Here is a 26,726-nt window from a genome sequence, read left to right as displayed (position 1 = left end):
TATCACGCTGAAAAAACTTACCAGTTTGAACCACGCCAGTAACGACAACAAAAAAGAGGCGGCTTTCGCCGCCTTTTTTCGTCTGCGCCTTGCCGGGACATCAGAACACGGCGAGATATTTCAACAGCGAAATAATGCCGATAATAATGACGATAACCTGTGCGATCTGTTTGGCGCCGCCGCCAACGGGCAGTCGCGCGATGAGCCACAAGACAAGCACAATCACCAGGAAGGTGATCAGAATGCTGACGAGCGTAGATGTAACCATATGTCCCAGCTCCCTATTGAAATTCGATATTCAACGATGGTTCACCGTTGCGTGAGTAAAAAGGCGCCAGCCGGTATTTTGTTCCATGTGGTCGATTGCGCGCGATTAAATTAGGATTTTCTGAATGACCGAGAGCGTGAGGATGAAATCGAGGCCGGTCGGCGCTTCCGTCAGCGTGGGGCGGCTTGGCCGTCCTCATGTGTCGTCGGTCACCGGTGGCGCTCTGGACATCGTCACGGGGATTTCGGAGCCAGGGTTTAACCCAATCGATCTTTTATACTCCTCGCTGGCCGCCTGCCTGGCGCTCAGCGTCCGCATCGCAGCCAGCAGCTTGGGACTGCTCGATCTGTTCGAGGGTGTTCGTGTTGATGTCTCCGGCGAGAAATCGGCTGATGAGCCCTATCGCATCATCCGCTTCGACATTCGGATGGAGATCGCCGGAAACTTCAACGCTGCGGAGCGACTGGCGCTTGCGCACAGGGCGGAGGATATCTGCACCGTCAGCAACACGCTGAAGGGCGATGCGGAGTTTGTGCTGTCGATTACCAGCTGACGGTTACGGCTTCCTCGACTTTTCCCATTTCTTCACCAGCCGGTCGCGTTTCAGCTTCGAAAGCCGCTTCACCCAGAAAATGCCGTCAAGCTGGTCAATCTCGTGCTGGATGCAGATGGCGTGAAATCCCTCGACGGCCTGACGGTGCTCCGTGCCGTCGATGTCCTGAAACCTCACTTCGATCTTGGATGGCCGCTCCACTTCGTCCGTGAAGCCCGGCATCGAGACGCTGCCCTCCACATGTCGCATGGTCTGCGTGGCGCGGCCGATGATTTCGGGATTGACGTAGGTAAGAACCGTCCCCGGCGTCAGTTCCAACACAAAAACACGCTGCTTCACGCCGATATGGGCGGCGGTGATGCCGACACCCGGGGCGGCGCGCATCGTGTCGATCAGGTCGCTGACAAGATCCTGCAATTGCCCGTCAAACACCGTGACCGGCTCGCAGATTTCCGATAAGCCGGGATGCGGATAGGGCAGGATAGGCCTGGTTGCCAAGGAAATGCTCCGTTCGTTTCAAATCCGGGCGGCGGCGGCGAGCGCCTTTCCCTCCGCCGTCGCTTCCAGGAAGCTGCGCTGGGTGCGGGTATCGCGTCTCGTCACCTGCACGAAGCGCGGTGACAGACCGGCGATTTCGCGCAGAACGAGGGCATGTGCAAGACCCAGCCTGTTGGCAATGCCGCGGCTGTCTGTGGCTATATTGAAGTCGACCGCAATCAGTATCGCCGCGCCGGTGGATGTCAGCAAGGGCTGCGATCGCTCTTGAACCCGTGCCACCGCAGCCATGAAGGCATCAGCGGACTGTTCCTCATTCATCAGGAGGCATCCGGGCGCAGGCGGACGGACACGAGCACGGATTTAGACGTCGGTGTAAAACTGTCTTTGCCATAGCTCGACAGCGGCACCAGCACATTCAGTTCCGGATAATAACCGCCGATGCTGCCCCGCGGAATATTGTAGGGCACCAGCCGGAAATTCTGTGCGATGCGTTCGACCCCATCGCCATATTCGCCAACGACATCGACACGCTGGCGGGAATGGGCGCCGAGCGCTTGCATATCCGCCGGGTTCATGAAGATGACGTGGCGTTCGCCATAAACGCCACGATAGCGGTCGTCCATGCCGTAGATCGTGGTGTTGTACTGATCGTGGCTGCGGAAGGTCTGCAGGACGAAAAGGTTCTCGCGCGTGAGCGCCTGCTGGTGTTCGGTCTGTTCGGGCAGGGGGCCGCTGAAGAAGATCGCCTTTTTCGCCGGTGTGTTCCATTGCCGTTCCGCAGCCCTATTGGGCAGACGGAAGCCGCGCGGCACGCGAACGCGTTCGTTGAAATTCTCGAAGCCGGGAATGACCCGCTCGATCATGTCGCGGATAAGATCGTAATCATCAGCGAGCGCTTTCCAGTTCACAGGCCCGCTGCCCAGCGTCGCTTCTGCGATGCCGGCGATGATGGCGACTTCCGAGCGCAATTCGTCCGACGCTGGTGGATTGATGCCGCCGGAGCCGTGCACCATGCTCATGGAATCCTCGACCGTGACGATCTGCGCCCGGCCTGCCGAATTGCGGTCGATCTCGGTTCGCCCCAGGCAAGGCAGCACGAACGAGGTTTCGCCCGGCACGAGATGCGAATGATTGAGCTTGGTGGCGATGTTGACGGTGAGCTTCTGATTTTCGAATGCCTTGATAATAAGCGGGCTATCGGGCGTGGCGCGCAGGAAATTACCCCCGAGCGCAATGAAGGCTTGCGCCTTGCCCTCAAGCATGGCCGCCACAGCCTCCACCGTATTGTGGCCGGGCTTGCGCGGCATGGTAACGCCGAGTTCCTTTTCCAGCGCATCGAGAAGTGCGGGCGGTGCTTTTTCATCGATGCCGACGGTGCGGTCGCCCTGAACGTTGGAATGACCGCGCACGGGGCAAAGGCCCGCACCGGGACGACCGACATTGCCGCGCAGCAACATGAAATTGGTGATCTCGCGCACGATGACGACCGAGTGACGATGCTGAGTGACGCCCATGGCCCATGTCGCGATGACGGAGCCGGCCTTCATGTAGATGTGGGCGGCTTCTTCGATCTCCTCGCGGGTGAGGCCGGACTGGTCGAGAATGGTCTCCCAGCTCGTCGCTTCGACGGCGGCACGGTAGGCCTCGAACTCCGCTGCATGTTCGGCGATGAAGTCGTAGTCGATGATGGCGGGTTCGCCCGCCGCCCTTGCGGCGTCGTCAGCGGTGAAGACCGCCTTGCTCATGCCGCGCACCGCCGCCATGTCGCCGCCCTGGCGCGGCTGGTAATAATTGGTGGCAATCTTCGTGCTGCCGCCACTGATCATCTCGATCTTGTCCTGCGGGTCTGCAAAGCGCTCCAGCCCCTTTTCGCGAATGGGATTGAAGACGGCGATCCGGGCGCCGCGCAGGGCGGCGCGGCGCAGGTCGCCCAGCATGCGCGGATGATTGGTGCCCGGGTTTTGCCCGATCACGAAAATCGCGTCGGCCTTTTCAAAGTCCTCGAGCAGCACCGTTCCCTTGCCGACACCGATCGATGCGTTCAATCCGACACCGCTTGCCTCGTGGCACATGTTGGAGCAGTCGGGGAAATTATTGGTGCCGTAAAGCCGCACCATCAGCTGATAAAGGAAAGCCGCCTCGTTGGAAGCGCGGCCGGACGTATAGAATTCAGCCCGGTTCGGGTTGTCGAGATTGTTGAGGATGCTGCCGATTTCGGTAAAGGCCTCGTCCCACGATACGGGCAGGTATTTGTCGCTCATCCGGTCATAACGCATGGGATGGGTGAGACGCCCCTGTTTTTCCAACTCGTAATCGGACCAGCCGCGCAGTTCGGAGACGGTGTGGCTGGCGAAGAACTCCGGCGGCACGCGGGCTTCGGTCGCTTCCCAGGATACCGCCTTGACGCCGTTTTCACAGAACTCGAAAGAGGAGCCGTGTTCCGGATCGCCCCAGGCGCAACCGGGACAGTCAAAACCATCCGGCTGATTGGTCTTCAACAGGGTGCGGACGCCCGAGATCGGTGCCCCGGATTCCAGAAGGCGCTTGCCGACGCTTTTAAGTGCGCCCCAACCGCCTGCGGCGGACGATGCCTTGCCGATGAAACCCGTCTTGCTCATGGTTTGCTACCCCGAAACTGACTTTCCGCGTCCGGTCGGCGCGGTTTGTCCTTTGTCAAAAATATCTTCAGAAGCGCCCATCCGCATCGGCTGTCAACGCCTTTGTTGTGCGTTGCGGTAAAACCGGCGTCATGGCTCTCAACCTCGGCTGCGGAACGGCGTAAAGGGTGCGGGCGTTGTCGTAAAATAAGCGGCACGGATCGGCTATTCATGCTTATAAGCCGCACTCCGCCCGGTCCTGCCGGAGAGGCGAAGAGGAATGACGAATGGAATTTTCGCGACACGCGCGAAGCTTAGGTATTTGCAGCTATCCGGTTGTTGACAATATGCTTTTTAACGCCATTCTGCCTTCGAATCCGAGCATTGCGGCATTTGAATACAAGGGGACGCCAGATGACAGACCGTGACGACGACGCTGTCGCGCCCGATGAATTGAAGCCGTCGGATGCCCCGTCGGATATTTATGCCGAAGATGGCTCGGTGCGTTCCGATTTTCTGACGATGGTGGGTGCGGCAATCGCCGATCGCGACCTCTTGTTCCTGCGCAAGAATGTGGCGCGACTGCATGAATCCGAACTCGGAGACCTGCTTGAATCCATTCTCCCGGAACAGCGCCACGCGCTTGTGCGGCTGCTCGGTTCCGATTTTGATATGACGGCGCTGACCGAGGTGGATGAAGGTATCCGCCTCGATATCGTCGATCAGATGTCGAACGAGCAGATCGCTGCCGGTATCGGCGAACTCGATTCGGACGACGCCGTCTACATTCTTGAAGACCTCGACGACGAGGATCGTAAGGACATTCTCTCGCAGCTGCCCTTCACCGAACGCGTGCGGTTGATGCGGGCGCTGGACTATCCTGAGAGCTCGGCCGGTCGGCGCATGCAGACGGAATTCGTCGCCGTGCCGCCATTCTGGACTGTCGGGCAGACTATTGATTATCTGCGAGAGGAGGAGGAACTCCCGGATTCCTTCACCCAGATTTTTGTCATCGATCCCACTTTCAAGCTGGTCGGCGCGCTCGATCTCGACAAGGTGCTGCGGGCCAAGCGCCAGGTGAAGATCGAAACGATCATGCATGAGACAAACCATTCCATTCCAGCCGAAATGGACCAGGAAGAGGCAGCGCAGCTCTTCGAGCAATACGACCTTCTGTCCGCCGCCGTGGTGGACAATAACGGCCGGCTGGTCGGCGTGCTGACCATCGATGACGTGGTCGACGTCATCCAGGAAGAGGCCGAGGAAGACCTTCTGCGTCTCGGCGGTGTGGGTGACGAAGAGTTGTCGGACTCCATCGCCAGCACGTCGCGTTCCCGCGTTCCGTGGCTCGCCGTCAATCTCATCACTGCCTTTCTGTCCGCTTCCGTCATCAGCCTGTTCGATGCGACGATCCAGCAGATCGTCGCGCTGGCGATCCTGATGCCTGCGGTTGCCGGCATGGGCGGCAACGCCGGATCGCAGACCATGACGGTATCGGTGCGCGCTCTCGCCACCAAAAGCCTCGATATCAACAATGCCGCCCGCATCATCCGGCGCGAGGCGGGGGTGGGCATTCTGAACGGCATGCTGTTCGGCTGCGCCATCGGCGTTGTCGCGGCGCTATGGTTTCAGGACATCCATATTGGGGGCATCATCGCCACGGCCATGTGTCTCAACATGCTCGCGGCGGCCCTGGCGGGAATTCTCATTCCGCTCGTCCTCGACAAGTTCGGAGCTGACCCTGCCGTCTCATCTGCCGTCTTCGTAACGGCGGTGACGGACATTGTCGGGTTTTTTGCCTTCCTGGGAATAGCGACCTGGTGGTACGGAATTTCGGGATAGGCAAGGTCGGCCATAAAATTGACTTTTACGTGAAGGTCAAATAATAATGATCCGGTTAGGAATCGGATAGGCCCGTGAACAAATATTATAGCATAACCGAACTGACCCGAGAATTCGGTGTTTCCACCCGCACACTCAGATTTTATGAGGATGAAGGGTTGATCCATCCTGAGCGGCGCGGGCGCACCAGGCTTTTCCGCGCTGCGGACCGCCGTCTCATTCAGGAAATCCTGCGCGGTCGCCGTATCGGTTTCACGATAGCCGAAATCCGCGAGATCATTCAGGTCTACAAGGAGCCGCCGGGGGAATCGGGCCAGCTTGTGCTTCTGATGAAGAAGGTCGATGAAAAGCGCGCCGATCTTCGGCAGAAGCGCAAGGATATCGAGGAGACGCTGGCGGAGCTCGACAATGTCGAAGAAGCCTGTCTGACGCGTCTTGCCGAAATCGGCGTTGGGACCTGAGCACTGCTTTTTAGTGGTATCGGATATTCCGTTGACGCAACTGTCGTGAACGTCTCCAAGACGCTCCGCTTTACTTCATTGGAAACGAGCGGGTTCCGCTAGCCTTTTCCCAGCCGATGAGAATGTCGCGGGGACATTGTCTCGATTTATCACCGACGTTTGCCCCCTGATCCGACCCTTCGGGCCACCTTCTTCCCGGAAAGGGGGAGGAAAGACGGCGACCGCTGACGCTCTGGCTGCCTGCGCTACTGCGCCTCAACAGTGCACTGCTGTGCCACTTCGCTGACCTTCGTCTGCTGATCCGCGGTCAGCTTGCCTTCCATCATGATGTCGAAAAGGCTTTCCGCCTGGAGCTTCTCCAGCGTGCAGCCGCAGAAGCGCTGGCACAGCTCCAGCCCGTTCGCCTGTTCGACGCAGCTTTTTTCGCAGCTTGATTTGTATAGTTCGACCTGATCGACAGGCGGGGGCGGGGCGACGAGCGACAGGGTGTAAACAAGGCCGATTAATACCGGCTGGTGGATGAGATAGAAGGCAAGGCTGTGACGGCCGGCGCTTGCAAAAAGGTTGCGAGGTGAACTCGGGCTTCGAAAGCGGTCGAGCCAGCCGCGCGGCGAGACGAATTGCGAGACCGCAAGCCCGGCGAGGAACGGCGCAAGCCAGGGCAGCAGCGGGACATAATCATTCGAACGGGGTGGCTGGGTGGAAAAGCCGATCCAGGCCAGCCATTTTGCATTGAACAGTTCGGATTGCAGATATTGCGGCAGGATAAAAGCAATCACAGCGAAAAGCAGTGTCACGGCTGCGGGTGCCCTGAGGAACAACAGTCCCACGAGGCTTGCGGCGGCAATATTATGCAGGATGCCGAAGAAGATGAAGCTGTCCGGAAAGGCAAAATAGGTGGCGATGGTGATGAGCAGCGCCGAACCGGCCACCGTGGCGAAACGCTTGCCGAAGGATGGCCAGTTCACGCCCTTGCCGTGGGCGAGAAACAGGCTGAAACCCGCAAGGAACAGAAATGACGTGGCGATGCCGCGTGCGTAAAGCTTCCAGAGGCCCGTGGTTGCCGTGCCTGGTTCGAGATAACCGAAATATTCCAGATTCCACGTGAAGTGGTAGGACGCCATGGCGATGAGGGCCAGCCCGCGGAGCGTGTCGAGGCCGCCTATGCGGCCTTTACGGCGGTTTTCGTCGGCGACTGTGTTTGTGTCCATGGTTTCCGTTTTTCAGCTTTCGGTAAGGCCGGTGTCTTGCTCGGCTTGGCCCTTGAAGTGCGGCTATTTCAAGGCCTGTTTTCTTCCATGATGGCGCGTCGCGCCTCGGAAAAGAACTGGCGGCGCAAGAGCGCGACAATGATGATGACCGTGCTGGCGATGAAGACATAGGGGCTGATGAACCAGCCGAGATAACCGATGGACAGAAAGATGGTCCGCAGGCCGTCATTGAAGTTCTTGGCGGCGATGATGTTCATCTTGATGACGTTCTCGGCCGCGCGTTCCGCCGCCTCGCGGTCGGCGCCGACGTCGTGCACCATGGGAATGGCGCCGAAGAGGATGGTGCAATAGTTGAACAGCCGGTAGGACCAGCCGAATTTGAAGAAGGAGTAACCGAAGAGACAGGTGAGCCCGATGACCTTCAGTTCAAAAGCCGTGCGACCGGCATAATGCACGAAAGGCATGTCGCGAAACACCGACTCGACCTGCTCGGTCGCCCCCAGAAGGGCAAAACATCCGCCGATGGCGAAGATGGAGGTGGAAGCGAAAAAGGCGGTTCCGTTCTGCAGGCCGGCCATGATCTGTGTGTCGATCATCTTCAGGTCGCGCTTCAGCGAATTCATGATCCAGTCACGACGGCGCTCGGCCATGGCCTGGTTGAGGCTGGCGCGCGAAAACAGCCTCGTTCCCGTCGTCACATGGGTGTAGGCGGCCCATAGAAGGATGAAAACGACAATCGCGATATAGTCGATGACGGTCATTACGGGCAGGCCACCTTGCTGTTTGCGAATCTTCGAAACCATATTGATTTGAAGGCCATGGCAAGGCAATGGCGGCGGCTGACGTCACTCCCATATTCTCTTTTGGCGTTGCGGTTTCATCATTCGGTTTAACGCTAACTTTCCGGTAACCAAGTCGCTTTATCAGTCCTGTCGCGGACGACAGGTCTGCCGGTTCCGGGTTAAGGTTTTGCGTACCGGTTCCGCCTGGTTTTTCACCAAAGGCAGGGACGGATTGACAGGATGGACGTTCGCACCTAGCTTTTCTTCCGGACCGGTGTTTCCGGTATCCGGAGCATCAAGACTGATATGCCCCGCATCCTGCAGGCAGGTCTTGTTTTTTCCGGCCCGGTATCAGCGGCAGTCCGGCGTGAGCAACCGGGGGACGCCTTTTCTACGAATCGTTCCCTTCATGTCCGCCTGTCACTGGCTCGCGACCCGGCGAAGATGCCGGTCCGTTTATTTTCTTCCTTCAGGTTTCCCATGACAGATAATAACCGCTCCGTTTTCATTCTTGGCGGCGCGCGCTCCGGCAAATCGCGTTTTGCGGAAGAGCTTGCCATAAAGGCGGGCGGAAACCTGCATTATCTGGCCACCGGCCGGGCTTGGGATGACGAGATGCGTGACCGGATCGCCCATCATCAGGCGCGGCGTGGCGGCGAATGGACCACCCATGAAGCGCCCGTCGATATCGCCGCCATGTTGGAGCAGCTGGACCGGCCGGACAATGTCGTTCTCGTCGATTGCCTCACTTTGTGGCTTACCAATCTGATGATGGAAAATGCGGATTTCGATGCTGCCTTCGCGGCACTTGAGGCGGCGATCCTGTCGGCTCGGGCGAAGCTGATTTTCGTCTCCAATGAAGTCGGTCTCGGCATCGTGCCGGAAAATCGGATGGCGCGGGAATTCCGGGATCATGCGGGGCGGCTGCATCAGCGAATCGCCGCCGTTGCCGGTGAGGTCTTTTTCGTCGCCGCCGGGTTGCCCCTGAAAATGAAGGGCTGAAGCGGCACCCGCGAAAGCGCGGTCGACATCGCCGCACTCCAGCTTAGAGGCAAATTTCCCCTGCAAATGCGAGCCGCATTTTGGCGAGGCTGCGGGAGCTTTGCTTTCTTGATCTGGATCAAGGTCGCTTCCCATTCCCGGTGGCAATGCTCCAACCGACGCAAAGGCGCACGTCCGCTCTCCCAGGCGCATGCAGTGCCTTTCGTCGGTCGGCTTGCACGTTGGGGGAAACCAACAATGAACTACACACTGGAAACCGCGATCGTGGCCCTTGGGGCCTTTCTCGCGTTGCTCGGGGCGGCATTCGCCCATGACAGTCTTTTCGCCGCCCATATGTGGGTGCTGTTCTTTACGCTGCTGGTCAGCACGGTGCTTCTGTTGCGCCGTGTCTCCTTTGCGCCCGTCGATCCGGCCGCGCGGGCCCGGCGCAAGTCGGAATATTTCGACGGAGTCGTACGATACGGTGTCATCGCCACCGTCTTCTGGGGCGTCGTCGGCTTCCTGGTCGGCGTCGTGGTGGCGCTGCAGCTTGCTTTTCCGGATCTCAACATTGCGCCCTATTTCAATTTCGGCCGTGTAAGGCCGCTGCACACGTCGGCGGTGATCTTCGCTTTCGGGGGAAATGCGCTGATCGCCACCTCATTCTACGTGGTGCAGAGAACCTGTCGGGCACGCCTGTTCGGCGGCGATCTCGGCTGGTTCGTGTTCTGGGGCTACAACCTCTTCATCGTCATGGCCGCCACCGGCTATCTGCTCGGCATAACGCAGGGACGCGAATATGCGGAGCCGGAATGGTATGTCGATATCTGGCTGACGATCGTCTGGGTTGCCTATCTCATCACGTTCCTCGGCACGATCCTGACGCGCAAGGAGCCGCATATCTATGTGGCGAACTGGTTCTACCTGAGCTTCATCGTGACGATTGCCATGCTGCACATCGTCAACAACCTCGCCATTCCAGTCTCTTTTCTCGGCGTCAAGAGCTACTCCGCCTTTTCGGGCGTGCAGGACGCGCTGACGCAATGGTGGTATGGCCATAACGCCGTCGGCTTCTTCCTGACGGCCGGCTTCCTCGGCATGATGTATTACTTCATTCCGAAGCAGGTGAACCGCCCGGTTTATTCCTACCGCCTGTCGATCATCCACTTCTGGGCGCTGATCTTCATGTATATCTGGGCAGGCCCGCACCACCTGCATTACACGGCACTTCCGGACTGGGCTCAGACGCTTGGCATGGTGTTCTCGATCATGCTGTGGATGCCATCGTGGGGCGGCATGATCAACGGCCTGATGACGCTTTCTGGCGCCTGGGACAAGATCCGTACCGATCCCATCGTGCGCATGATGGTGATGGCGGTTGCCTTCTATGGCATGGCCACCTTCGAGGGCCCGATGATGTCGATCAAGGCCGTCAACTCGCTCAGCCACTATACCGACTGGACCATCGGCCATGTGCATTCGGGCGCTCTCGGCTGGAACGGCATGATCACCTTCGGCGCGATCTATTATCTGACGCCCAAGCTGTGGGGCAGGGACCGTCTTTACAGCCTGCAACTCGTGAACTGGCACTTCTGGCTCGCCACGCTCGGCATCGTCATCTACGCCGCCGTCATGTGGGTGGCCGGCATCCAGCAGGCGCTGATGTGGCGCGAATATGATAGCCAGGGCTTCCTTGTCTATTCCTTCGCGGAATCGGTGGCAGCGCTGTTCCCCTATTATGTGATGCGTGCACTGGGCGGCCTGATGTTCCTCAGCGGCGCGCTGATCATGGCCTACAACGTCACCATGACCATCCTCGGTCATCAACGCGAGGAGGGCGCCAGCAAAGGCGCGGCTCCTTCGCTGCAGCCCGCTGAATAGGAGGGGCCGATGTCCATACTCGACAAACACGGCGTCATCGAACGTAACGCCACCCTGCTTCTGGTCGGCTCGCTGCTGGTGGTCTCGATCGGCGGTATCGTGGAAATCGCACCGCTCTTCTACCTCGAAAACACCATCGAGAAGGTGGAAGGCATGCGGCCCTACACGCCGCTGGAGCTGGCCGGGCGCAACATCTACATTCGCGAGGGATGTTATGTCTGCCACAGCCAGATGATCCGCCCGTTCCGCGACGAGGTGGAACGTTATGGGCATTACAGCCTGGCGGCGGAATCCATGTACGACCATCCGTTCCAGTGGGGTTCGAAGCGTACGGGGCCTGACCTGGCGCGCGTGGGTGACCGTTATTCAAACGAATGGCACGTGCAGCATCTGGCTGATCCACGCTCGGTGGTGCCGGAATCGATCATGCCGTCCTATGCCTTCCTCAAGACAACGCCGCTCAAGATCACTGACATCTCCATGGAGCTGAAGGCCAACCGTGCTGTCGGTGTGCCCTATAGCGACGAGATGATCGAGAAATCCGCGGCCGATCTCGCCGCCCAGGCGGACCCGAATGCGGATTCGTCGGAACTGCTGACGCGCTATCCCAAGGCCAAGGTCGGCGATTTCGACGGCGATCCGGCAAAGCTCACGGAGATGGATGCGCTGGTCGCTTATCTCCAGATGCTCGGCACGCTGGTCGATTTCTCGACCTATGACGATGCCGCCGGTTACCGGTGAGGAGGCGGAACGATGGAAACCTACACGGCCATGCGCCACTTCGCCGATAGCTGGGGCCTGCTTGCCATGACCCTGTTCTTCGCCGGCGTCGTCATCTTCACGCTTCGCCCAGGCTCGAAAAGGGCCGCGGACGATGCGGCCAGCATTCCGCTCAGGGAGGACTGAACATGTCCGAAAAACACATCGATAAAATCAGCGGCGTCGAAACCACCGGCCACGAGTGGGACGGTATTCGCGAATTGAACAACCCCATGCCTCGCTGGTGGGTGTGGACATTCTACGCCACGATTGTCTGGGCCATCGGCTACACCATCGCTTTTCCGGCATGGCCGCTGATTTCAGGTGCAACCCAGGGCGTCCTCGGCTGGAACAGCCGTGCCGAAATCGCCGCGGACCTGGCCGATGCCAGACAGTCTCAGAGCATCTATGTCGACAAGATCGCCAATTCGTCGCTTGCCGACATCCAGGCGGACCCGACGCTGATGCAATTTGCCCTTTCGGGCGGTGCTGCCGCTTTCAAGGTCAATTGCATTCAGTGTCACGGTTCTGGCGCGGAGGGCGGGCAGGGTTATCCCAACCTCAATGACGACGACTGGATGTGGGGCGGCAGCGTCGATGATATCTATACGACGGTGAAGCACGGCATCCGCTTTCAGGATGATCCAGACACACGTGCTTCGGAAATGCCGGCCTTTGGCGATATACTGCAGCCGGATGAAATTCGTCAGGTTGCCGCTTATGTGTTCAGCCTCACGGGAACGCCTTCCAACCCGGTGCTGGTGGAACCCGGAAGGCAGCTGTTTGCCGACAATTGTGCCTCTTGCCATGGGGACGATGCCAAGGGCAACCGCGAATTCGGTGCACCCAATCTTGCCGACGTCATCTGGCTCAAATCTCATGGCGAAGAGGGGATCGTTTCGCAGATACGCTCTCCCAAGCATGGCGTCATGCCCGCCTGGGGTGAGCGCCTCGGTGACACGACGGTCAAGCAGCTTGCGATCTTCGTGCACTCGCTGGGCGGCGGCGAATAAGAGCGTCTGAGCAAAAGCAGGGGCCGCATCATGCGGCCCTCGACTGTTTCCATTCTTCTTCGATGATGCAGCTCGGCTGCGGGCGGAGAAAACCGGCGCTCGAGCCGCGAGGCGTCCCGCCCCTCAGGACGTGACCTTATCGAGCGAGCGTTCGATGCGCTTTGCCGCTTGCCAGAGATCCTCCATCCTTTCGAGGCTTGCTTCCTCCAGCGTCTCGCCATTTTCGCCAAGCGATTTTTCGATGTGGTTGAAGCGCCTGCGAAATTTCGTGTTGGTGCCGCGCAGCGCGTTTTCCGGATCGGCCTTGACGTGACGGCCGATATTGACGAGGGCGAAGATCAGGTCGCCCAGTTCATCTGAGACCTTTTCAGGCCTTCCTTCCTCCAGCGCTTCGCGCAGTTCGGCGATTTCTTCTTCGATCTTGTCGAGAATGGGGGCGGGGTCCGACCAGTCGAAACCGACGCGCGCCGCCTGCTCCTGCAGTTTGAGCGCTTCGGTCAGCGCCGGCTGGCTGCGTTGCACGCCGCCGAGAAAGCCGGCCTTGAAATCCTCCGTGATGCCCCGGCGCGCACGGCGCGCTGCGCGCTCGCGTTTTTCCTCGGCCTTGATCCGGTCCCACTGCAGCTTGACGCTGTCGGGCGTATCGGCCTCGGAGGCGGCAAAGACATGCGGGTGTCGGCGGATCATTTTCGAGGTGACGGCATGCACCACATCGCCGAAGGCAAACTCACCGCGCTCTTCGGCGATACGCGCATGAAAGACGACCTGCAACAGAAGATCGCCCAGTTCTTCGCAAAGATCGTCCATGTCCCTGCGCTCGATGGCGTCGGCGACTTCATAAGCCTCTTCAATCGTATAGGGCTTGATCGTCTCGAAGGTCTGGACGACATCCCACGGGCAACCGGTTTCCGGCTGGCGCAGGGCTTCCATGATCTCGATCAGGCGGGAAATGTCCTTCGAGGCTTCCATATGCTCAAACCTTCGCTTGTGTTTATGCCGGTCCGGCCGTCCAGTTCCGCGCTTAATTCAGAGGAATATCGTTGCCGCCCTTCGACGACTGATAGCTGGTGGACAGATCGTCATAGGCCGCCTTGATGCGGGCGGTCTGCGCCTTCAACGTGCTTTTCAGCGGATCCTCCTCGACTTCCACCAGATCGGTGATGAAATACGAGTTCCAGAAAGCGTTGTTGCGGCGATAGCCGCCCGGCTCCAACCCGAAGACTTCCTTCAGGATTTTCAGATCATGCGGGATAGCGAAAGCGTCGCGCGAATCCTCGTGGCTGAAGAAGGAGTAGAAATTGTCGAAACCGGCCCAGGTGATGGCGGACATGCACATGGTGCAGGGTTCGTGGGTGGAGAGGAAAATCAGGTCCTTCGTATTCGGCTTTTCGCCCAGTTCGTAAAACCGCTTCAGCGTATGCACCTCGCCGTGCCAGAGCGGATTTTCCAGCTCGTTGTTGGTTTCCGCAACCACCAGCGACAGGTCGGACTTACGCAGGATTGCCGCGCCAAAAACCTTGTTGCCAAGGCTGACACCGCGCGCCGTCAACGGCAGGATATCGTGTTCGATGACATCAAGAAGGCGGGCGGAAAGTGGCTGGCTGGTCAAGGGGGCGGTCCTTCTTGCCGCTTGTATAAAGCGGTCTTCGCATGGAAAACAGATGGCAAATTGTCTTCCCTTGTTCGGCGCGGGGGCCGGGTTTGTCAAGGGATTCGCGCTGCGCTTGGAAGCCTCCAGGCGTGCGGGAAACAGAGGCCGGTTTGTTTTCCTCCAAAACCGGGGTGTTCGAGAAATAAAAATCCAGGTGCCGGAAAGGCTTGAATTTCTGTTTCTTCAATCTTGCGCCGCGATGCGGGATATATGTCCAATGCACAACGAACATGATTTTTCCGCTGCCAGCGATCGCCTTTCAACCTTCCCCGCGTTCTTCCGGGTCGAGGGCAGGCAGGTTGCGGTCTTCGGAAATGGCGATGAGGCCTTCGCAAAGGTCAGGCTTCTTGCCAATACCAATGCGCATATCGTTGCCTATGCCGACGAGCCGGAGGCTGATTACGCAACTTATCTCCGCGAACACGGCATCGATCATCGGCCTCATGCTTTTGCCAGCCATCTGATCGACGGTGCGACCCTGGTTTTTGCTGCAACTGGCGAGGCTGTTCTGGACAGGGACATCGTTGCTGCCGCGCGTTCCCGGAAAATCCCCGCCAATGCGGTGGACCAGCCGGAATTCTGCGATTTCTTCACGCCGGCGCTTGTGTCCCGGGCACCCGTCGCGGTGGCTATCGGCACCGAAGGGGCAGGGCCGGTGCTCGCGCAGATGATCCGCGCGCGCATAGACCAGATGCTGTCGCCGTCACTTGGCAAGCTCGCACATCTTGCCGTGCAGTATCGCGGTGCAGCGGAACAAACCGTACCGAAGGGCGCGTTGCGGCGCAATTTCTGGCGGCGATTTTTCTCCGGTGCAGTTGCGGATGCCGTCGCCGTCGGCGACGCCCCGGCCGCCCATCAGGCTGTCGACCGTCTTCTGCGGTCGCCTGAACGCAGCGAAGGCCGCGTATGGCTTGTCGGCGCAGGGCCCGGTGCGGAAGATCTTCTGACGCTGCGCGCGCAGCGCGTGCTGATGGAAGCCGACGTCATCGTTTACGATGCGCTGGTGCCGCAGGCGATCATCGATATGGGCCGTCGCGACGCCGAGAGGCTCTCGGTCGGCAAGCGCAAGGGCTGCCATAGCAAGTCGCAGGACGAGATCAACCGCCTGCTGGTGCGTCTCGGCAAGGACGGCAAGCGCGTCGTACGCCTCAAATCCGGCGATCCCCTGGTTTATGGCCGTGCGGGCGAGGAGATGTCAGCGCTGCGCGATGCCGGCATCGCTTACGAGATCGTGCCTGGCATCACGTCGGCCTTCGCCGCCGCTGCGGATTTCGAACTGCCGCTGACGCTGCGTGGTGTCGCCTCGTCGCTGATTTTCACCACCGGTCACGATCTGACAGGCGATGTTCTGCCCGACTGGGCCCGGCTTGCCGTTTCCGGTGCGACCATTGCCGTCTATATGGGCCGCAGCGTCGCTGCCTCGGTGGCCACAAGGCTTATCGAAGCGGGGCTCGGTGTGGAAACCACCGTCGCCGTTATCGAAAACGCCAGCCGCGCGGATCGCCGCCTGCTGCACGGAACATTAAACGATCTGCCCGACCTCGAACATCGCGATGAACTGACCGGTCCTGTCATGGTCATCATCGGCGATGTGGTGGCGGGCGCCAATTTCGACAGGTCCGAGGCGCTTGCGCTTGCCGGAAGGCCAGCGGACCTCAAACGGGAGTATGTAAATGGCTGACAAGGTTTTGACCGCCAACCGCCTGAGCGATGGCATTGCCGTCTGGCTCGACGCCAACGGCGAATGGACGGAAAACCTGCAGGGCGCAATCGTCGCCCGCCATGCGGAAGCGGTCGCCTCGTTCGAGGAGATCGGCAAGCGGGATTTTTCCGCCAACAAGGTCGTTGACGTTAATATCGTCGACGTTGTGGAAGAGAACGGCAAGCTCTGGCCGACGCGCCTGCGCGAGCGCATTCGAGCCGCCGGCCCGACCGTGCACTATGCGACCGGCTACAAGCCTGCCGATGCAGCATTTATCGCAGTCTGAGGAAGAATATGTACCGTTACGACGAGTTCGATCACGCATTTGTTGAAGGCCGCGTGGCGCAGTTTCGCGATCAGGTTGAGCGCCGGCTATCCGGTGAGCTGGCCGAGGACGCATTCAAGCCATTGCGCCTGATGAATGGTGTCTATCTTCAGCTGCACGCCTATATGCTGCGCGTCGCCATCCCCTACGGTACGCTGAATTCCAAGCAGATGCGGATGCTGGCGCATATCGCCCGTAAATACGACCGGGGTTACGGCCATTTCACCACCCGTCAGAACATCCAGTATAACTGGCCGCGCCTCTCTGACACCCCGGATATCCTCTCCGAACTGGCAAGCGTGGAAATGCACGCGCTGCAGACCTCTGGCAACTGCATTCGCAACGTCACGGCGGATCATTTCGCTGGCGCTGCGGCCGACGAGGTTGCTGATCCGCGTCCTTATGCCGAGATCCTGCGCCAATGGTCTTCCGTGCATCCGGAATTCTCGTTCCTGCCGCGCAAGTTCAAGATTGCAGTGACGGGTGCCGAACGCGATCGTGCGGCCATTCAGGTTCACGATATCGGCCTGCATCTGAAAAAGAACGACAAGGGCGAGATCGGCTTTGCCGTTTATGTCGGTGGTGGACAGGGGCGCACGCCGATGATCGCCAAGAAGATCCGCGACTTCCTGCCGGAAGAAGATCTCCTGTCCTATACCACGGCCGTGATGCGGGTTTATAACCTGCATGGTCGTCGGGACAACAAATACAAGGCGCGCATCAAGATCCTCGTGCATGAGACGGGTGCGGAAGAACTGGCCCGTCAGGTCGAGGTCGAATTTGCGGAACTCAAGAACACCGAATTGAAGCTGCCGGATGCCGATATCGCCGCCATCACCGCCTATTTCGCGCCGCCGGCGCTGAAGGACCGGCCGGAAGGCTGGGAAAGCCTGGCGCGCTGGAAGCGCGCCGACGAGGGCTTTGCCCGTTTTGTCGAGCAGAACGTCGCCCCGCACAAGCATCCGGACTACGGCATGGTAACGATCTCGCTGAAGCCGATCGGTGGCATCCCGGGCGACGCGACGGATGAGCAGATGGAGCTGGTCGCCGATATTGCCGCGGAATATGCCTTCGACGAAATCCGCATCAGCCATGAGCAGAACATCATCCTGCCGCATGTGGCGCTGGCTGACCTCGAGCCGGTCTATCGTGCACTTGCAGGCGCGGGTCTTGCGACCGCCAATGCCGGGCTCATCACCGATATCATCGCCTGTCCCGGGCTGGATTATTGCGCGCTTGCCAATGCGCGCTCCATTCCGGTGGCGCAGGAAATTTCTACCCGCTTCGGTTCGCCGGAGCGTCAGGCGGAAATTGGTGAGCTGAAGATCAAGATTTCCGGCTGTATCAATGCCTGCGGCCACCACCATGTCGGTCATATCGGGCTGCTGGGCGTGGAAAAGAAGGGTGCGGAACTCTACCAGATCACGCTTGGCGGATCGGGTGACGAAAACACCTCGATTGGTGAGATCATCGGTCGCGGCTTCGAACCGGAAAAGGTGACCGACGCGGTTGAAACCATCGTCGACACCTATCTCGGGCTTCGCCTTTCAAAGGAAGAGAATTTCCTTGAAGCCTATCGCCGCGTCGGGCCGCAACCGTTCAAGGATGCGCTCTACGGTTCCGCCGCCGAAGCCGCCTGAGGAGAATGTCATGACGAAAATCTGGACCCGCGACGGCTTCGTGGAGAACGATCCCTGGGTGATCGAAACGGAAGAATTAAAAGCGGTGGCTGAGCAGAAGTCCGTGCTGCCGCTTGCCGATTTTCTGGTTCGTGCGGCCGAAAGCAACGATATCGGTCTCGGGGTGCTGATTGCGCCGGCCGATGATGTGACCCGGCTGGAACCTTATCTCGACCGTATCGAGCTTGTCGCGGTGAGTTTCCCGGCTTTCAATGACGGCCGTGGTTTCAGCCACGCGTCGCTGCTGCGCAGCCGCCTCGGTTTCACAGGCGAGGTGAGGGCGATTGGCGACGTGCTGATCGATCAGGTGCCGCTCATGCTGCGTACCGGCTTCACAAGCTTTGCGGTGACGAATGGTACGGCGATCCGCCGCCTGTCCGAAAATCGCCTGCCGGAAATTCCGGTCTATTACCAGCCGACGGCCAGGCCTGCGAGCGACGGCGAGGCTTATAGCTGGCGTCGGCGTGCGTCTCTGTGACACGTTGCACGGAAATATGAGTTTCTGATACATATTTCCTACGCACATGGCAGTATTGACATTCTCATGCCTTCAAACCGGAGCAGAAATGGTATAATTGCCCGGTCGGAGAATGTCGCTCATCGAATAGAATGGACGGAACCTAAATGAACGCGCCAGCCAAGACGGAAGATTTCGCGATCAAGATACCCGATGGTGTTTATGCCGAGACGGTTTTGTCGGTGGAACATTATACGGATCATCTGTTCCGTTTCCGCATGACGCGTCCGGCCGGCTTCCGTTTTCGTTCCGGCGAATTCGCTATGATCGGCCTGATGGTCGGCGACAAGCCGATCTATCGCGCCTATTCCATCGCCAGCCCCGCCTGGGACGAGGAGTTGGAATTTTTCTCGATCAAGGTCCCGGACGGCCCGCTGACCTCCCATCTTCAGGCGATAAAGCCTGGCGATACCGTTTTGATGCGCAAGAAGCCGACAGGCACGCTGGTTCTCGATGCGCTAACGCCTGGCAGACGGCTTTACATGTTCTCCACCGGCACCGGCATTGCGCCTTTCGCGAGCCTGATCCGCGATCCCGAGACCTATGAGAAGTTCGAAGAGGTCATCCTCACCCATACCTGCCGCGATGTGGCCGAACTGAAATACGGTTTCGATCTGGTCGAGGAAATCAAGAACCACGAGTTCCTCAGCGAGATTGTCGGCGACAAGCTAAAGCATTATGCCACGGTGACCCGCGAAGATTATCCCTTCAAGGGCCGCATCACCACGCTGATCGAAAACGGCAAGCTGTTTTCCGATCTCGGCGTACCTGCGCTCGATCCGGCCATTGACCGCGGCATGATCTGCGGTTCCTCGGCGATGCTCAAGGATACCAAGGAACTGCTTGAGAATGCCGGTCTTACCGAAGGCGCCAACAACAAGCCTGCCGAATTCGTGATCGAACGCGCTTTCGTCGGCTGACGGAACACGGTCTACGACATGTAAGGAGGCCAGATGGCCTCCTTTTCTGTTTGCGCCGTTACTGCCTTCCTTGAGACAGGCCATCATTATTCTGTTTAGGCGCTATCTCGTTGCGATAGAGCAGGAAAAGCCCGATGGCGATTGCCGCAATGCCGCCGCCGACAAGGTGCGACAGTGAATAACCGCCCTTCGTCACCAGCCAACCTGCGACGACATTGCTGAATGACGCGCCGATGCCTTGAACCATCATGACGCTGGCAAGACCGACATTAAAGCGGCCCGTGCCCTTCAAAATTCTCTCCACCGCAACCGGCGTGACTATTCCGAGCAGCCCCGCTCCTACACCGTCCAGAAACTGGACGGGGAAAATGACCCAGAAGTCCGTAAAGGCGGAAGCGAGAACGCCGCGGATCGGCAGCGCGACGAGCGCGATGATAAAGACGGTTGAGAGACCGAAACGTCGTATCAGCCAAGGCGCCATGGCGGCGACGAAAATCATCGCAAATTGCGCGACGCCGGTAATGATCGCAGTCGTGCGGAAGGGTGTCTGAAGTTCGATGGCGAAATCCTGCGCGATCAACCGGCCCATCGGCGCGTTGCCGAAGTGGAAGACGAGCAGGATGATGGCCAGAAAGATAAGTCCGCGTTCCTGCAGCAAGACCGCGATGCCGGATGGACCGGGTTCGCCCTTGTCTTCGCCAAGGCCGCGCGCCACCTTGTGGTCGATGCGTTCGGGGTCGATGGCCGCCGTCGCGACCAGAGCGCCCGCAGCGGTCAGCAGCATCAGGCCGATGATGCCGTCCATGCCGAAGAAAGTGACGACCACATAAGTCGCGAAGAGCGATGCGAAATTGCCGCCGTGGTTCCAGAACTCGTTGCGCGAAATCTGATGGGAAAACAAGCGCTCGCCGACAAGGCCGAGCGTGAGGCCGGCAAGCGCCGGGCCGACCACGGCGCCGACGACGGCCGTCATGATCTGGCCGGTCCAGACGATCCAAACATCGGGAAAGATCAAGGTGATCAGCGCGCCGATGGTCACGAGGACGACGGGTATGGCAATCAGCGTCCTTTTCCACGTCGTTCCATCTACCAGGGCGCCACAAAGCGGCGTGGCGAGCAGACCCACGAGGCCGCCGACCGTGGCGATCATGCCCAGCGAGAGCGAAGACCAGCCCCGTGTCGCCAGAAATGCATCCAGAAACGGCCCGAGACCGTCGCGGGCGTCGGCGAGAAAGAAATTCAGTGCAGCAAGGGCAAAAAGCGTGCGATCCGAGATGCCACCGCTATGCGGCAGGCCGCCGGAAGGAAGGCGGCCGTGTGGTGCCGCAACGCCTACAGTCGTCATGAAAATACTCCGATAAATATGCAGGGAATCGAAAAATTGATCGAGGCTGGCGAGAAACATCTGTGCCCGCATTTGGTTGCATTGGCACGACATCAGCAGGGATGTTCCGATATTTTTGCCCGTTGCGGGATTAGCTGGAGGAACGTTTAACGGCATTTGTGAGTTAGGCTTCGTGGAAAAACGGATAATCGCCATGAAGATCAAGGCTCTTGCAGTTTTATTTTCGGTCGGATTGCTCGCGACCCAGCCTGCTTACGCGGACGAGGGCGCTTTTCTCTCCTCGCTGAAGGGCACGTGGGCGGGAAAGGGAACCGTAATTACCCGGATCGGCACACCACCCATTAACGTCAGCTGCACGCTGAATTCCAACGCGGGATCATCGTCACTCAACATGTCCGGCACTTGCCGCGGTCTTCTGGTGGTAAGGCGCGCGATCGCAGCCGATCTCTCGGAGAAGGGCGGGCGCTATAGCGGCGCCTATAGGGGCCCTTCCGGTCGGCCGTCCGCACTATCGGGCACAAGAAAAGGAAACGCCATCAATCTGACGGTGCGATGGAACCGCGATATCAACGGCGACCGCGTTGCCGCCATGACCATCGAAAAGGTCGGTGCCAACGGCTTGCGGCTGCGCACGACCGATAAGGACGGCAGGACCGGCAAGACAGTGGTGACGAGCGACATCCAGCTGGTGCGTTGAAGAGCTTAGGCATAGCATCTCCACTTCTTCAGCTGAATTCAAGCAGCAACGGGCAATGATCCGAGACTTCGGGCTGCCTAACGACGTCGAAATGATCAACTTTCACAGCCGGATTGACCAGCAGGTAGTCGGCATATCTGTTCTGTTTGGCGTAATGTGAGGTTCTGGTATCTGTGAATCCGCGGGTCGTGACGAGCTCGACAAGATTGAGTTCATTCAACACGGTAAAGGTTTCGCTGTCGGGCAGGACATTAAAATCGCCGCAAACGATGACCCGGTCGCCATCCTCCGCAATGTTCTTGACGAGGTTCACAAGTCGTTTTGCCTGCGCCAGGCGGGCGGCGGTATCGTGTTTGCCGTCGAGGTCGCGTAGCCCATGCATATGGGCAATGACAGCCGGCTGTCCGGTGGCAAAGTCGAAAACCCTAATGGCGTGACCGGTGCGTGACCGTGGATGATCGCCATATCCGTCCGCAGAAAAGGTCCCATGGACGAAGCCCTGTGCCTGGGCAACGATGGCGATGGACTTGCGAACGAATGTGGCCAGTCCCCATTGGGAAAAATATCTAGTCGTACCGTGCCAGAGATCACCCTGCGCCGCGGGGCAGAATATCGCGACATGATCCGGCAGGGCATCGGCGACATCGCGGAGGAAATTCGCTCTCTGCGGAAGCTCGATGCCGTGATCACGATAGGTCAACCAATCCTCTTGGGCAGCGGGCGTATGCACCACTTCCTGCAGGCACAAGATATCCGGGTCGGACAGGGAGATGTAAGGGACGAGTTCGTCGTGGAGCTTTCCGCCCCAACCGTTCAGGCAGATAAGGCGCATGCACACTCCATCGCTTGATTGTGTGATCCGATTTAGCATGGAAGCGATGAAGATCAATCACACCCCATTCTTTTTCACTGCCGGGATTACGCCCACCTGAATGAGGAAGGCCCGAATTGCTTCGGGCCTTAGTCGTTCGAGCCCACATTGGCGCTGCGGCGCTGCCTTACATTTTCGGCAGCAGCACCTTGTCTATGACATGTATGACGCCGTTGGATTGTTTAACATCAGCGATGGTGACATGGGCGACCGTGCCATTCTCATCGGTGAGTGTGATTTTTCCCATGCTTTCTTTTGCCTTGAGTACGCAACCGCCGACCGTCTTCACGTCGTGCTCGCCCTTGTCATCCTTGATCATTTTTTCGATGGCGGATGACAGTGCATTGGCTGCAACGACGTGGCAGGTGAGAACCTTGACCAGCTTCTGCTTGTTCTCTGGCTTCAGAAGATCGTCGACCGCGCCTTTCGGAAGGGCCGCGAAAGCCTCGTTGGTGGGTGCAAAAACCGTAAACGGTCCTTTGCCCTGAAGTGTTTCCACAAGTCCGGCAGCCTTTACCGCGGCGACGAGGGTCGTGTGGTCTTTCGAGTTCACCGCATTTTCAACGATGTTCTTGTCCTCGAACATCGCCGCGCCGCCCACCTTGGGGTTCGCGGCATAGGCCGAAACCGTGCCGATGGAAAGAGCTGCAGCCAGCGTCAGGGCGCGAACGGAAAGCTTGTACATCATTATTCCTCCTTGTGACATCCAAGGCCCCGAAAGGTGGCTCTTCCAGCGGCCGCTATCGGTTATCCGTAGCGACACAAGAGACGGAAGCCGGTCTCGCAAAGTTTCAGGCGAGCCGGAAAAAAAAGATAAATGGCTGATTTAAAACATGGTCCCGGCGCGCGAAAGCCGAGGGTTCGTCCTGCGACGGGACGGAAAACGAAAAAGCCCGGATCGCTCCGGGCTTTCTGTCTCGAACGAAGGACAGCTTATTCGGCCGCCTCGGCATAGGCCTCCATCGGCGGGCAGGTGCAGATGAGGTTGCGGTCGCCATAGACATTGTCGATGCGGTTAACCGGCGACCAGTATTTGTCGATGCGGAATGCGCCGGGCGGGAAGCATCCCTTTTCGCGGCTATAGGGACGGTCCCATTCGCCGACGAGGTCCTCGACCGTATGGGGCGCGTTCTTGAGCGGATTGTTCGTCTTGTCCGCGCGGCCTTCCTCGATGTCGCGGGCTTCCTCGCGGATGGCCAGCATGGCATCGCAAAACCGGTCGAGTTCCGCCTTGGTCTCGGATTCCGTCGGCTCGATCATCAGCGTGCCGGCAACCGGCCAGCTCATGGTCGGCGCGTGGAAACCGCAGTCGATCAGGCGCTTGGCCACGTCATCGACAGTCACGCCGCAGCTGTCTGCCAGCGGGCGGGTGTCGATAATGCATTCATGTGCCACGCGTCCCGTTTCGGATTTGTAGAGCACGTCATAAGCACCCTTCAGCCGCTCGGCGATGTAGTTGGCGTTGAGGATCGCAACCTTGGTTGCCTGCGTCAGCCCTTCGCCGCCCATCATCAGGCAGTAGCTCCAGGAAATCGGCAGGATGGACGGCGAACCGAACGGGGCGGCAGACACCGCACCCTCGCGGCCGTCGGTCGCCGGATGGCCGGGCAGGTAAGGAGCAAGATGCGCCTTGACGCCGATCGGCCCCATGCCCGGACCACCGCCACCGTGCGGAATGCAGAAGGTCTTGTGCAGGTTAAGGTGCGAAACGTCGGAGCCGATATCGCCGGGACGGGCAAGGCCCACCATGGCGTTCATGTTCGCGCCATCAAGATACACCTGACCGCCATGCTTGTGGGTGATCTCACAGATCTCGCGAACCGTCTCCTCGAACACGCCGTGAGTGGACGGATAGGTGATCATGCAGCATGAGAGGTTTTCGGCGTACTGCTGTGCTTTTGCACGGAAATCATCAATATCGATATCACCGTTGTCCCGCACTTTCACCGGCACCACCTTCATGTCCACCATCTGCGCCGAGGCAGGGTTGGTGCCATGCGCCGAGGTCGGAATGAGGCAGACATCACGGTGTGTCCCGCCATTGGCGAGGTGATAATTGCGGATGGTCAAAAGCCCGGCATACTCGCCTTGCGCACCGGAATTCGGCTGCATGGAGAAGGCGTCGTAACCTGTGACCGAGCACAGCTTTTCGGAGAGATCGTCGATCATCTCCTTGTAACCGAGTGCCTGATCGGCCGGTACGAAGGGATGGATGTCGGAAAATTCCGGCCAGGTGATCGGCAGCATCTCTGCCGTCGCATTGAGTTTCATAGTGCAGGAACCGAGCGGGATCATCGAGCGGTCGAGCGCCAGATCGCGGTCCGAAAGACGGCGGATGTAGCGCGTCATCTCGCTTTCGGCACGGTTCATGTGGAAGATCGGATGCGTCATGTACTGGCTGGTACGCAGCAGCTCCTTCGGCAGGCGATAGTCCGGCGTGAAATCCGAGACCGAGAAATTGCCGCCGAAAGCGCGCCAGACGGCTTCCAGCGTTGCCGGGCGCGTACGCTCGTCAAGGCTCATGCCGATCTTGGTGGCGCCGACCTTGCGCAGGTTCACACCTTCCGCGACGGCCGAGCGCAGGATGACGCCCTGCATATGGCCGACCTCGACGGTGATCGTGTCGAAGAAGGTCTCCGGCTCGATGGTGTAACCGAGCTTTTCCAGTCCCTTGGCCATCAGCACGGCCTTCTGGTGGGTCTGCTGGGCAATCGCCTTGATGCCCTGCGGGCCATGGAAGACGCCGTACATCGAAGCCATGACTGCCAGCAGCACCTGCGCCGTGCAGATGTTGGAGGTGGCCTTCTCGCGGCGAATATGCTGCTCGCGGGTCTGCAGCGACAGGCGATAGGCGCGGTTGCCGCGCGCATCGACGGAGACGCCGACGAGACGGCCCGGCATGGAGCGCTTATGCGCATCCTTGACGGCCATGTAAGCGGCATGCGGACCGCCATAGCCGACCGGCACGCCGAAACGTTGCGAGGTGCCGATGGCGATGTCAGCGCCCATTTCGCCGGGAGATTTCAGCAGCGTCAGGGCCAGAAGATCGGCGGCGACGGCGGCAATCGCGCCTGTCTGATGCAGGCGGGAAATCAGGCCGGAGAAATCGCTGACATGTCCGTGCGTGCCGGGATACTGGAAGATCGCGCCAAACACGTCGACCGGATCGAGATCGGTGAATGGGTTGCCGACAATCACCTTCCAGCCGAGCGGGGCCGCACGGGTCTCGATCAGCGCGATGGTCTGCGGATGGCAATTGGCATCCACGAAGAAGGCGGTCGCCTTGGATTTCGCGACGCGCTGGCACATGGCCATGGCTTCGGCGGCCGCAGTCGCTTCATCGAGCAGCGAGGCGTTGGCGACGTCAAGGCCGGTCAGATCGCAGACCATGGTCTGGTAGTTCAGCAGCGCCTCAAGTCGGCCCTGGCTGATTTCCGGCTGGTATGGCGTATAGGCCGTGTACCAGGCCGGGTTTTCCAGAATGTTGCGCTGGATGACCGGCGGCGTGATGGTGCCGTAATAGCCCTGACCTATCAGCGAGGTCAGGACCTGGTTCTTGTTTGCCGTCTCGCGAAGACGATCCAGCGCCTCACGTTCGGTCAAGGCCGCACCCCAGGTGAGAGGCACTTTTTGACGGATGGAGGAGGGAACGGTGGCGTCGATGAGCGCGTCGAGGCTCTTATAGCCGACGACCTTCAGCATCTCGGCCATTTCCGACGGCGACGGCCCGATGTGACGCCGGTTGGCGAAATCATAGGGCTGATAGTCGGTGAAATGGAATTCGGTGGGCGTCGTCATTACGCGATCAGCTCCTTGTAGGCTGCCTCGTCGAGCAGCGTATCGGCATCTGCAACGTTGGAAAGCTTGAGCTTGAAGAACCAGCCGGCGCCTTGAGGATCGGAATTGACCAGCGAGGGGTCGTCGACGATGGCCTGGTTGATCTCGACCACTTCGCCATCCAGCGGACAATAGACATCGGAAGCCGCCTTGACGGATTCAACGGTTGCGGCTTCTCCATCCTTGGAGAAGGTGGCACCCACTTCCGGCAATTCGACGAAAACGAGATCGCCGAGCTGTTCAGCGGCGTGGCTGGTAATGCCAACGGTGGCGACATCGCCTTCGAACTTCAGCCATTCGTGTTCTGCAGTAAATTTCAGCATCGTGTTCTCTCCG

28 protein-coding genes are annotated in these 26,726 nt (G+C 59.2%); 14 read left to right on the top strand and 14 right to left on the bottom strand.

Annotated features, from left to right (window positions below; translation table 11 throughout):
- Positions 1 to 100: 100 nt before the first annotated feature.
- Positions 101 to 268, bottom strand: a complete 168-nt coding sequence (locus tag EGT36_RS31310) for a Thivi_2564 family membrane protein (RefSeq protein ID WP_003502827.1) — start codon at positions 266 to 268, stop codon at positions 101 to 103.
- 124 nt (positions 269 to 392) lie between these two features.
- Between EGT36_RS31310 and EGT36_RS14190 the strand changes: the two genes are divergently transcribed.
- Positions 393 to 821, top strand: a complete 429-nt coding sequence (locus tag EGT36_RS14190) for an OsmC family protein (protein WP_004441881.1) — start codon at positions 393 to 395, stop codon at positions 819 to 821.
- 3 nt (positions 822 to 824) lie between these two features.
- Here EGT36_RS14190 and EGT36_RS14185 read toward each other — a convergent pair whose 3' ends face one another.
- From EGT36_RS14185 to EGT36_RS14175, 3 genes are read right to left on the bottom strand one after another with little or no spacing between them, the layout of a single operon-like run.
- Positions 825 to 1,319, bottom strand: a complete 495-nt coding sequence (locus EGT36_RS14185; RefSeq protein WP_037092801.1) for a peptide deformylase — start codon at positions 1,317 to 1,319, stop codon at positions 825 to 827.
- Between the two features lie 18 nt (positions 1,320 to 1,337).
- Positions 1,338 to 1,637, bottom strand: coding sequence for a hypothetical protein (locus EGT36_RS14180; protein WP_037092799.1), 300 nt, complete (start codon positions 1,635 to 1,637; stop codon positions 1,338 to 1,340).
- Entirely contained in the window at positions 1,637 to 3,937 is a 2,301-nt protein-coding gene (locus tag EGT36_RS14175) for an FdhF/YdeP family oxidoreductase (protein WP_037092798.1), read from the bottom strand. Before EGT36_RS14175 ends, EGT36_RS14180 begins: the two co-directional genes overlap by 1 nt.
- Positions 3,938 to 4,330: 393 nt before the next feature.
- Here EGT36_RS14175 and mgtE point away from each other — a divergent pair, with 393 nt between their 5' ends.
- Both mgtE and EGT36_RS14165 read left to right on the top strand, forming a co-directional pair.
- Complete coding sequence (gene mgtE, locus EGT36_RS14170; protein ID WP_022556183.1) at positions 4,331 to 5,758, top strand: magnesium transporter; 1,428 nt, start codon at positions 4,331 to 4,333, stop codon at positions 5,756 to 5,758.
- 74 nt (positions 5,759 to 5,832) lie between these two features.
- Entirely contained in the window at positions 5,833 to 6,219 is a 387-nt protein-coding gene (locus EGT36_RS14165; RefSeq protein WP_004441868.1) for a MerR family transcriptional regulator, read from the top strand.
- Positions 6,220 to 6,464: 245 nt separating this feature from the next.
- Here EGT36_RS14165 and EGT36_RS14160 read toward each other — a convergent pair whose 3' ends face one another.
- Both EGT36_RS14160 and EGT36_RS14155 read right to left on the bottom strand, forming a co-directional pair.
- Positions 6,465 to 7,430 (bottom strand): heparan-alpha-glucosaminide N-acetyltransferase, encoded by a 966-nt coding sequence (locus tag EGT36_RS14160; protein WP_125270481.1) that lies wholly within the window; start codon positions 7,428 to 7,430, stop codon positions 6,465 to 6,467.
- 68 nt (positions 7,431 to 7,498) lie between these two features.
- A complete protein-coding gene (locus EGT36_RS14155; RefSeq protein ID WP_006697428.1) occupies positions 7,499 to 8,191 on the bottom strand; it encodes a DUF599 domain-containing protein in 693 nt (230 codons plus the stop codon).
- Positions 8,192 to 8,692: 501 nt separating this feature from the next.
- Between EGT36_RS14155 and cobU the strand changes: the two genes are divergently transcribed.
- The 5 genes from cobU (at position 8,693) to ccoP (ending at position 12,846) form a co-directional block, all read left to right on the top strand.
- On the top strand, positions 8,693 to 9,214 hold the full coding sequence (gene cobU, locus EGT36_RS14150) for a bifunctional adenosylcobinamide kinase/adenosylcobinamide-phosphate guanylyltransferase (RefSeq protein ID WP_037092844.1): 522 nt from the start codon (positions 8,693 to 8,695) through the stop codon (positions 9,212 to 9,214).
- 237 nt (positions 9,215 to 9,451) lie between these two features.
- On the top strand, positions 9,452 to 11,074 hold the full coding sequence (ccoN, locus tag EGT36_RS14145; protein WP_035208797.1) for a cytochrome-c oxidase, cbb3-type subunit I: 1,623 nt from the start codon (positions 9,452 to 9,454) through the stop codon (positions 11,072 to 11,074).
- Between the two features lie 9 nt (positions 11,075 to 11,083).
- Positions 11,084 to 11,815, top strand: coding sequence for a cytochrome-c oxidase, cbb3-type subunit II (ccoO, locus tag EGT36_RS14140; protein WP_006697431.1), 732 nt, complete (start codon positions 11,084 to 11,086; stop codon positions 11,813 to 11,815).
- Between the two features lie 12 nt (positions 11,816 to 11,827).
- The gene (locus tag EGT36_RS14135) at positions 11,828 to 11,980 is read left to right on the top strand and encodes a CcoQ/FixQ family Cbb3-type cytochrome c oxidase assembly chaperone (protein WP_004441852.1); all 153 of its coding nucleotides are present in this window, start codon (positions 11,828 to 11,830) and stop codon (positions 11,978 to 11,980) included.
- Between the two features lie 2 nt (positions 11,981 to 11,982).
- Complete coding sequence (gene ccoP / locus EGT36_RS14130) at positions 11,983 to 12,846, top strand: cytochrome-c oxidase, cbb3-type subunit III (protein WP_125270480.1); 864 nt, start codon at positions 11,983 to 11,985, stop codon at positions 12,844 to 12,846.
- 123 nt (positions 12,847 to 12,969) lie between these two features.
- On the opposite strand, the gene mazG is transcribed toward ccoP, so the two are convergent.
- Genes mazG through EGT36_RS14115 form a run of 3 tightly spaced genes read right to left on the bottom strand, consistent with a single transcriptional unit; the run spans position 12,970 to position 14,729 of the window.
- Positions 12,970 to 13,815: a nucleoside triphosphate pyrophosphohydrolase gene (gene mazG / locus EGT36_RS14125; protein WP_037092793.1), complete on the bottom strand. Its 846-nt coding sequence runs from the start codon at positions 13,813 to 13,815 to the stop codon at positions 12,970 to 12,972.
- A 52-nt stretch (positions 13,816 to 13,867) separates the two neighbouring features.
- On the bottom strand, positions 13,868 to 14,455 hold the full coding sequence (locus EGT36_RS14120) for a deaminase (RefSeq protein ID WP_037092792.1): 588 nt from the start codon (positions 14,453 to 14,455) through the stop codon (positions 13,868 to 13,870).
- Positions 14,421 to 14,729, bottom strand: coding sequence for a hypothetical protein (locus EGT36_RS14115; protein ID WP_022556178.1), 309 nt, complete (start codon positions 14,727 to 14,729; stop codon positions 14,421 to 14,423). Before EGT36_RS14115 ends, EGT36_RS14120 begins: the two co-directional genes overlap by 35 nt.
- Here EGT36_RS14115 and cysG point away from each other — a divergent pair.
- From cysG to EGT36_RS14090, 5 genes are all read left to right on the top strand, one after another.
- Positions 14,715 to 16,178 carry a siroheme synthase CysG gene (gene cysG, locus EGT36_RS14110; RefSeq protein ID WP_125270479.1) on the top strand — a complete coding sequence of 488 codons (1,464 nt, stop codon included), beginning with the start codon at positions 14,715 to 14,717 and terminating at the stop codon, positions 16,176 to 16,178. The two genes, EGT36_RS14115 and cysG, sit on opposite strands and share 15 nt — an antisense overlap.
- The gene (locus EGT36_RS14105) at positions 16,171 to 16,485 is read left to right on the top strand and encodes a DUF2849 domain-containing protein (protein ID WP_004441838.1); all 315 of its coding nucleotides are present in this window, start codon (positions 16,171 to 16,173) and stop codon (positions 16,483 to 16,485) included. Before cysG ends, EGT36_RS14105 begins: the two co-directional genes overlap by 8 nt.
- An 8-nt stretch (positions 16,486 to 16,493) precedes the next feature.
- The gene (locus EGT36_RS14100; RefSeq protein WP_035208803.1) at positions 16,494 to 18,164 is read left to right on the top strand and encodes a nitrite/sulfite reductase; all 1,671 of its coding nucleotides are present in this window, start codon (positions 16,494 to 16,496) and stop codon (positions 18,162 to 18,164) included.
- A 10-nt stretch (positions 18,165 to 18,174) separates the two neighbouring features.
- On the top strand, positions 18,175 to 18,681 hold the full coding sequence (locus EGT36_RS14095; protein WP_004441835.1) for a DUF934 domain-containing protein: 507 nt from the start codon (positions 18,175 to 18,177) through the stop codon (positions 18,679 to 18,681).
- A gap of 146 nt (positions 18,682 to 18,827) precedes the next feature.
- Positions 18,828 to 19,640, top strand: coding sequence for a ferredoxin--NADP reductase (locus EGT36_RS14090; RefSeq protein WP_022556175.1), 813 nt, complete (start codon positions 18,828 to 18,830; stop codon positions 19,638 to 19,640).
- Positions 19,641 to 19,698: 58 nt separating this feature from the next.
- Here EGT36_RS14090 and EGT36_RS14085 read toward each other — a convergent pair whose 3' ends face one another.
- Positions 19,699 to 20,985, bottom strand: coding sequence for an MFS transporter (locus EGT36_RS14085; protein WP_081950689.1), 1,287 nt, complete (start codon positions 20,983 to 20,985; stop codon positions 19,699 to 19,701).
- 193 nt (positions 20,986 to 21,178) lie between these two features.
- Between EGT36_RS14085 and EGT36_RS14080 the strand changes: the two genes are divergently transcribed.
- Complete coding sequence (locus EGT36_RS14080; protein ID WP_037092791.1) at positions 21,179 to 21,682, top strand: hypothetical protein; 504 nt, start codon at positions 21,179 to 21,181, stop codon at positions 21,680 to 21,682.
- Between the two features lie 28 nt (positions 21,683 to 21,710).
- Here EGT36_RS14080 and EGT36_RS14075 read toward each other — a convergent pair whose 3' ends face one another.
- From EGT36_RS14075 to gcvH, 4 genes are all read right to left on the bottom strand, one after another.
- Positions 21,711 to 22,514, bottom strand: coding sequence for an endonuclease/exonuclease/phosphatase family protein (locus tag EGT36_RS14075; protein ID WP_006697439.1), 804 nt, complete (start codon positions 22,512 to 22,514; stop codon positions 21,711 to 21,713).
- Positions 22,515 to 22,680: 166 nt separating this feature from the next.
- A complete protein-coding gene (locus EGT36_RS14070) occupies positions 22,681 to 23,238 on the bottom strand; it encodes a fasciclin domain-containing protein (RefSeq protein WP_006697440.1) in 558 nt (185 codons plus the stop codon).
- 248 nt (positions 23,239 to 23,486) lie between these two features.
- Positions 23,487 to 26,351, bottom strand: coding sequence for an aminomethyl-transferring glycine dehydrogenase (gene gcvP / locus EGT36_RS14065; RefSeq protein WP_125270478.1), 2,865 nt, complete (start codon positions 26,349 to 26,351; stop codon positions 23,487 to 23,489).
- Entirely contained in the window at positions 26,351 to 26,713 is a 363-nt protein-coding gene (gene gcvH, locus EGT36_RS14060; RefSeq protein ID WP_004441817.1) for a glycine cleavage system protein GcvH, read from the bottom strand. The genes gcvP and gcvH overlap by 1 nt, the downstream gene beginning before the upstream one ends.
- Between the last annotated feature and the right edge of the window lie 13 nt (positions 26,714 to 26,726).

This window comes from Agrobacterium sp. FDAARGOS_525 (genome assembly GCF_003938925.1).
Lineage (GTDB): Bacteria > Pseudomonadota > Alphaproteobacteria > Rhizobiales > Rhizobiaceae > Agrobacterium > Agrobacterium pusense.
The sequence above is the reverse complement of the archived record's forward strand: the minus strand, read 5'-3'. Positions and strand labels throughout refer to the sequence as shown.

Coding starts and splice junctions, on each gene's coding strand:
- EGT36_RS31310 (WP_003502827.1), bottom strand. CDS start 268: ATGGTTACATCTACGCTCGTCAGCATTCTGATCACCTTCCTGGTGATT.
- EGT36_RS14190 (WP_004441881.1), top strand. CDS start 393: ATGACCGAGAGCGTGAGGATGAAATCGAGGCCGGTCGGCGCTTCCGTC.
- EGT36_RS14180 (WP_037092799.1), bottom strand. CDS start 1,637: ATGAATGAGGAACAGTCCGCTGATGCCTTCATGGCTGCGGTGGCACGG.
- EGT36_RS14175 (WP_037092798.1), bottom strand. CDS start 3,937: ATGAGCAAGACGGGTTTCATCGGCAAGGCATCGTCCGCCGCAGGCGGT.
- mgtE (WP_022556183.1), top strand. CDS start 4,331: ATGACAGACCGTGACGACGACGCTGTCGCGCCCGATGAATTGAAGCCG.
- EGT36_RS14160 (WP_125270481.1), bottom strand. CDS start 7,430: ATGGACACAAACACAGTCGCCGACGAAAACCGCCGTAAAGGCCGCATA.
- EGT36_RS14155 (WP_006697428.1), bottom strand. CDS start 8,191: ATGACCGTCATCGACTATATCGCGATTGTCGTTTTCATCCTTCTATGG.
- cobU (WP_037092844.1), top strand. CDS start 8,693: ATGACAGATAATAACCGCTCCGTTTTCATTCTTGGCGGCGCGCGCTCC.
- ccoN (WP_035208797.1), top strand. CDS start 9,452: ATGAACTACACACTGGAAACCGCGATCGTGGCCCTTGGGGCCTTTCTC.
- ccoO (WP_006697431.1), top strand. CDS start 11,084: ATGTCCATACTCGACAAACACGGCGTCATCGAACGTAACGCCACCCTG.
- EGT36_RS14135 (WP_004441852.1), top strand. CDS start 11,828: ATGGAAACCTACACGGCCATGCGCCACTTCGCCGATAGCTGGGGCCTG.
- ccoP (WP_125270480.1), top strand. CDS start 11,983: ATGTCCGAAAAACACATCGATAAAATCAGCGGCGTCGAAACCACCGGC.
- mazG (WP_037092793.1), bottom strand. CDS start 13,815: ATGGAAGCCTCGAAGGACATTTCCCGCCTGATCGAGATCATGGAAGCC.
- cysG (WP_125270479.1), top strand. CDS start 14,715: ATGCACAACGAACATGATTTTTCCGCTGCCAGCGATCGCCTTTCAACC.
- EGT36_RS14115 (WP_022556178.1), bottom strand. CDS start 14,729: ATGTTCGTTGTGCATTGGACATATATCCCGCATCGCGGCGCAAGATTG.
- EGT36_RS14105 (WP_004441838.1), top strand. CDS start 16,171: ATGGCTGACAAGGTTTTGACCGCCAACCGCCTGAGCGATGGCATTGCC.
- EGT36_RS14100 (WP_035208803.1), top strand. CDS start 16,494: ATGTACCGTTACGACGAGTTCGATCACGCATTTGTTGAAGGCCGCGTG.
- EGT36_RS14095 (WP_004441835.1), top strand. CDS start 18,175: ATGACGAAAATCTGGACCCGCGACGGCTTCGTGGAGAACGATCCCTGG.
- EGT36_RS14090 (WP_022556175.1), top strand. CDS start 18,828: ATGAACGCGCCAGCCAAGACGGAAGATTTCGCGATCAAGATACCCGAT.
- EGT36_RS14085 (WP_081950689.1), bottom strand. CDS start 20,985: ATGACGACTGTAGGCGTTGCGGCACCACACGGCCGCCTTCCTTCCGGC.
- EGT36_RS14080 (WP_037092791.1), top strand. CDS start 21,179: ATGAAGATCAAGGCTCTTGCAGTTTTATTTTCGGTCGGATTGCTCGCG.
- EGT36_RS14075 (WP_006697439.1), bottom strand. CDS start 22,514: ATGCGCCTTATCTGCCTGAACGGTTGGGGCGGAAAGCTCCACGACGAA.
- EGT36_RS14070 (WP_006697440.1), bottom strand. CDS start 23,238: ATGTACAAGCTTTCCGTTCGCGCCCTGACGCTGGCTGCAGCTCTTTCC.
- gcvP (WP_125270478.1), bottom strand. CDS start 26,351: ATGACGACGCCCACCGAATTCCATTTCACCGACTATCAGCCCTATGAT.
- gcvH (WP_004441817.1), bottom strand. CDS start 26,713: ATGCTGAAATTTACTGCAGAACACGAATGGCTGAAGTTCGAAGGCGAT.